Source organism: Muriicola sp. (assembly GCF_049669965.1).
Classification (GTDB): domain Bacteria; phylum Bacteroidota; class Bacteroidia; order Flavobacteriales; family Flavobacteriaceae; genus Muriicola.
In genome coordinates this window covers 1-4,719 of sequence record NZ_JBATLB010000117.1, presented here as the reverse complement: position 1 = coordinate 4,719, position 4,719 = coordinate 1, and the positions used below count along the sequence as shown (strand labels likewise).

The 4,719-nt window shown below is 41.0% G+C and carries 6 protein-coding genes; 5 read left to right on the top strand and 1 reads right to left on the bottom strand.

Annotation, left to right across the window (positions count from 1 at the left end; all coding sequences use genetic code 11):
- Positions 1-10: 10 nt before the first annotated feature.
- Positions 11-262 carry a type B 50S ribosomal protein L31 gene (locus tag WBM49_RS06350; RefSeq protein WP_424371219.1) on the bottom strand — a complete coding sequence of 84 codons (252 nt, stop codon included), beginning with the start codon at positions 260-262 and terminating at the stop codon, positions 11-13.
- A gap of 163 nt (positions 263-425) precedes the next feature.
- Between WBM49_RS06350 and WBM49_RS06345 the strand changes: the two genes are divergently transcribed.
- The 5 genes from WBM49_RS06345 to WBM49_RS06325 all read left to right on the top strand — a co-directional run.
- Positions 426-932 carry a DUF4199 domain-containing protein gene (locus WBM49_RS06345; protein WP_424371218.1) on the top strand — a complete coding sequence of 169 codons (507 nt, stop codon included), beginning with the start codon at positions 426-428 and terminating at the stop codon, positions 930-932.
- Positions 933-947: 15 nt separating this feature from the next.
- Positions 948-1,472, top strand: a complete 525-nt coding sequence (locus WBM49_RS06340) for a DUF4199 domain-containing protein (RefSeq protein ID WP_424371217.1) — start codon at positions 948-950, stop codon at positions 1,470-1,472.
- A 37-nt stretch (positions 1,473-1,509) separates the two neighbouring features.
- Positions 1,510-2,484 carry a glycosyltransferase family 2 protein gene (locus tag WBM49_RS06335; RefSeq protein WP_424371216.1) on the top strand — a complete coding sequence of 325 codons (975 nt, stop codon included), beginning with the start codon at positions 1,510-1,512 and terminating at the stop codon, positions 2,482-2,484.
- 30 nt (positions 2,485-2,514) lie between these two features.
- On the top strand, positions 2,515-4,224 hold the full coding sequence (locus WBM49_RS06330) for a phospho-sugar mutase (RefSeq protein ID WP_424371215.1): 1,710 nt from the start codon (positions 2,515-2,517) through the stop codon (positions 4,222-4,224).
- The coding region (locus WBM49_RS06325; RefSeq protein ID WP_424371214.1) for an ABC transporter transmembrane domain-containing protein at positions 4,224-4,719 on the top strand (496 nt) is incomplete at its 3' end. The genes WBM49_RS06330 and WBM49_RS06325, both read left to right, overlap by 1 nt.

The window sequence follows — 4,719 nt, the reverse complement described above, 5'->3', positions numbered from 1 at the left end:
GCCCTGCATCCTATTTTTTGAACTTGTCGTATTTGTTCTTAAACTTATCTATCCTGCCTGCGGTATCTACCAATTTGGCCTTACCTGTGTAGAAGGGGTGCGAAGTTCGCGAGATCTCTAGTTTTATCAGCGGGTATGCAACGCCTTTTATATCCAGGGTCTCCTTGGTTTCTGCTGTAGATTTAGTGATGAAAACTTCGTCGTTAGACATGTCTTTAAAAGCGACTAATCTATAATTCTCCGGGTGTATACCTTTTCTCATTGTCTTAGGGGTATTCTTTTTTCAGGCTGCAAATGTAATTAATTTTTTTAGCATTCTACAATAAGAACTTCAAAAAACAGTCTTAAAAATTGTATCTTGGTTTTGTAACATTTGACAGTAAACTAGCACTAACAATTCAATAATCATAAAAACTGATCTAAAAATGGAACAAAATCAACCAAAAATTGGAAAATTTTCACTCAATTATGGCTTAATACTGGGGGCAATAAGCGTCGTATTCGGACTGATGCTATTTTCAATGGATGCGCATGCTACTCAAGATACTAGTAACACCGTTATTGGTATTGTTTTGGCTGCAGCTATTACAATTTGGGCAATATTTAATTTCAGAAAGGCTAATGGCGGTTTATTGTCGCTTGGGCAGGCAATTAAATTAGGTGTTCTAATAGCATTGGTCTCAGGAGTTATCTATATTGTATATTTGATCTTTCTATCCAGTTTTTTGGATACAGAATTTATAACAAAGATTGCTGAGAATTCAAAGGCCGCGGCAGAAGAAGCAGGAGTCATGACTTCTGCACAAATAGAACAACAATATCAGGGAACGATCAATTATTTTTGGGTTTCTTACCCGGTCATTCTGATTTTTAACATTATTATTGGCTTGGTTATCGGATTAATAGGTGGCCTAATATTCAAGAAATCATAAAAATTGAAATAAAAAATGGAACAAAATCAACCAAAAACAGGTAAATATGCGCTTAATTTCGGGTTAATTCTTGGTGTTATAAGCATAGTTTTTTCTTTAATGTTGTATTCATTAGACATGCACTACCAGGGTGGTTTTGCTGTCATCGCTGTTAGCCTAATTATAACCATCGCATTTATTATCATAGGGATGGTGCAATTCAAAAAAGCCAATAACGGCTTTCTGAGTTTTGGCCAGGCATTAAAAATTGGAATAGGTATTAGCCTTATTGGGGGCATCATAGGTGCATTGTTTAATCAGGTATTAATGAATTTTATTGACCCGGATACCATGACCAAAGCATTTGAGTATCAAAGGGAACAACTAATGGCGGCAGGGCAATTAACTGCCGAACAAATAGATGCGCAGTTAGAAATGGGCAAGAGTTTTGCAACGCCTGTTATGCAGATCGCTTTTGGTTTGCTGGGTAGTTTATTCTTTGGCTTTATTTTATCACTGGTACCGGCCTTAATCCTTAAAAAGTCGCAGCCAGAAGATTAATATTTGTACTTTTGAAAGGAAGAAGCAACGATATTCTATGACCATATCCATTGTAATTCCTCTACTTAACGAAGAAGAATCTTTACAAGAACTCCATGATTGGATTGCATCTGTGATGCAGTCCAATCATTTTTTATATGAGATAATTTTTATTGATGACGGCAGCACGGATAGTTCCTGGAAAACTATTTCCCAACTCGCAGCCGGCAATCCAACCGTTAAGGGGATACGGTTCTTAAAGAATTTTGGCAAATCCCAGGCATTACACGCCGGTTTTAAACAGGCAGTTGGAGATATAGTCATCACCATGGATGCCGATCTGCAGGATAATCCGGAAGAGATACCCGCCCTGATAGCCATGATAAAGGAGCAAGACTACGAACTGGTTTCCGGCTGGAAGAAAAAAAGATACGACCATACCCTTGCAAAAAATATTCCTTCCAAACTCTTTAATTGGGCGGCCCGAAAGACTTCCGGAGTAAAGCTACACGACTTTAATTGTGGGTTGAAAGCTTTTAAGAAAGAGGTCATTAAAACAATAGAAGTGTCCGGGGAGATGCATCGCTATATCCCCGTTCTTGCCAAGAATGCAGGATTTTATAAAATTGGTGAGAAGGTTGTACAACACCAGGCCAGGAAGTACGGGAAGACCAAGTTTGGAGCCGACCGTTTTATCAACGGTTTTCTTGATCTTATAACCATTTGGTTCGTTTCCAAGTTCGGAAAACGACCAATGCATCTATTCGGGGCACTGGGAGTACTCATGTTTATTATAGGATCGTGCTTTGCGCTTTATCTGGGTATTGATAAATTATTTATTCATCCTTCCGGAAGATTGTTGAGTCAGCGACCGCAATTCTATGTGGCACTTACCTCCATGATCATTGGTACCCAGTTTTTCCTGGCAGGTTTTCTGGGCGAAATCATGGTGCGTTCTAGAAAAAGTGAACCGCGTTATACCATTTCTAAGGAAATAAACCTGGCGACCCGCGTTCAGGAATATTCTTCGTAATTTTAACCGTAAATCCGCAACTTTTACTTCATGAATGACATACTTACGACAGCTCAAAGTTGGTTAACAGATTTTTTTGATCCCGCCGTTAAAAAAGAGGTTCAACATCTTATCGCCTCAGACCCTGAAGAATTAAAAGACAGGTTTTACAAGCATATGGAGTTTGGCACTGGTGGGATGCGCGGTATTATGGGAGTGGGCACCAACAGGATCAATAAATACACCCTTGGCAAAAGCACCCAGGGACTGAGCAATTATCTTAAGAAATCATACCCGGATACGCCTTTAAAAGTAGTTATCGCCTACGATTGCAGACATAATAGCGATACGCTGGCCAGAACAGTGGCGGAAGTTTTTTCTGCCAATAACATTGAGGTATTCCTTTTTTCCGAACTGAGAACAACCCCGGAACTTTCATTTGCCGTGCGCTATTTAAAGTGCCAGGCGGGAATTGTACTCACTGCTTCGCATAATCCGCCGGAATACAACGGGTATAAGGTCTATTGGACAGATGGGGGCCAAATAGTCCCACCACAGGACGGGGCGATCATAGCTGAGATCAATGGTCTCTCTTTTGAAGATGTTTTGTTTGAGCCTAAGGAAGAGTTCATACAACTCATAGATAAGGAAGTTGATGAGGCTTTTATTGAAGCCTCTGTGAAAAACGGAAATTTTAATGCCCGGGGGAAAGCAGATTTCAGCATTGTTTTTACCTCCTTACATGGCACCTCTATTACCGCTATTCCTGAAGTACTAAAAAGAGCAGGCTACTCCAGGGTATCTATCATCGCGGAGCAGGCCAAACCAGACGGTGATTTTCCAACAGTGGTCTCCCCCAACCCGGAGGAGCCAGAGGCACTTACCCTGGCCATGAAAAAAGCCGAAGAAATAGGCGCAGATATGGTAATCGGAACGGATCCGGATAGTGATAGGCTAGGTATTGCAGTGCGTAATCTGGAAGGGAAAATGGAATTGTTGAATGGGAATCAAACCATGGTCCTTATGACCAAGTTCTTGCTGGATCAACGAAAAACTACAGGATTTAAGGAGCAAGAGTTTATTGCTTCCACTATTGTTTCCACCCCTATGATGCAGTCACTGGCTAATACGTATGGCGTGGAGTGCAAGACCTCCCTCACGGGTTTTAAATGGATAGCAAAAATGATCGCAGACCATCCGCAACAACATTTTGTTGGAGGAGGAGAAGAGAGTTTTGGGTTTATGGTGGGCGACTTTGTGCGCGATAAGGATGCGGTGACCTCTACCCTGCTCGCTTGCGAAATTGGCGCCCAGGCAAAAGCCGATGGCAGTTCTTTTTACAAGGAATTGATCAAATGTTATAAAGACTTTGGCTTCTATAAAGAAAAACTGGTCTCTTTAACAAAAAAGGGGATCTCCGGAGCTGAGGAGATATCCCAAATGATGAAGGATTATAAAGCAAATCCTGTAAAATCCCTGGATGGTTCCCCTGTGATCACTGTAGACGACTACAATACGGCCACCTCTACCAATTTGCTTACGGGAAAAGTTTCTACAATTGCCCTGCCAAAATCTAATGTACTTATTTACACTGCCGAAGACGGTACAAGGATGGCTGCAAGGCCAAGTGGCACGGAACCCAAGATAAAATTCTATTTCAGTGTGAATACAACCCTTGATATGGTCTCTAATTATCAGAAGACCAACCAGGAACTGGAAGAGAAACTGGCTCGCATCCTGAAACAATTGAAATTGGATTGATGAACTATTTCAAGAAGATCCTTCGCTTTGCGGTTCCCTATAAGAAATACGCATTTCTCAACATCTTTTTTAATATTCTGTATGCCCTTTTTAGTGCCTTGTCTTTTGCGGCACTGATCCCAATGCTGGATGTGCTGTTTAAACAAACCGAAAAGGTCTACGAAAAACCGGTGTATACGGGCATAGGATCTCTGAAGGATTATTTTCAGGATGCTATTAGCTACCGGCTTACCTCCTATTCGGATTCAAACGAAATGCAGGCACTGGTGCTGGTGATTGTCCTGGTCCTCATTCTATTCTTTCTTAAAAATATTTTCAACTACCTCGCCATGTACTTTATTACCTTCCTGAGAAACGGGGTACTAAAAGATATAAGGAACCGCATGTACCAAAAGATCGTAGAACTGCCCATTTCCTTTTATTCAGAAAAGAAAAAAGGCGATGTTATCGCCAGGATCACCTCCGATGTTTTGGAAATTCAGCATTCTTTTCTCT

Excerpts from the sequence above, each read along its gene's own strand:
- WBM49_RS06350 (WP_424371219.1), bottom strand. The coding sequence starts at position 262 with ATGAGAAAAGGTATACACCCGGAGAATTATAGATTAGTCGCTTTTAAA.
- WBM49_RS06345 (WP_424371218.1), top strand. The coding sequence starts at position 426 with ATGGAACAAAATCAACCAAAAATTGGAAAATTTTCACTCAATTATGGC.
- WBM49_RS06335 (WP_424371216.1), top strand. The coding sequence starts at position 1,510 with ATGACCATATCCATTGTAATTCCTCTACTTAACGAAGAAGAATCTTTA.
- WBM49_RS06330 (WP_424371215.1), top strand. The coding sequence starts at position 2,515 with ATGAATGACATACTTACGACAGCTCAAAGTTGGTTAACAGATTTTTTT.
- WBM49_RS06340 (WP_424371217.1), top strand. The coding sequence starts at position 948 with ATGGAACAAAATCAACCAAAAACAGGTAAATATGCGCTTAATTTCGGG.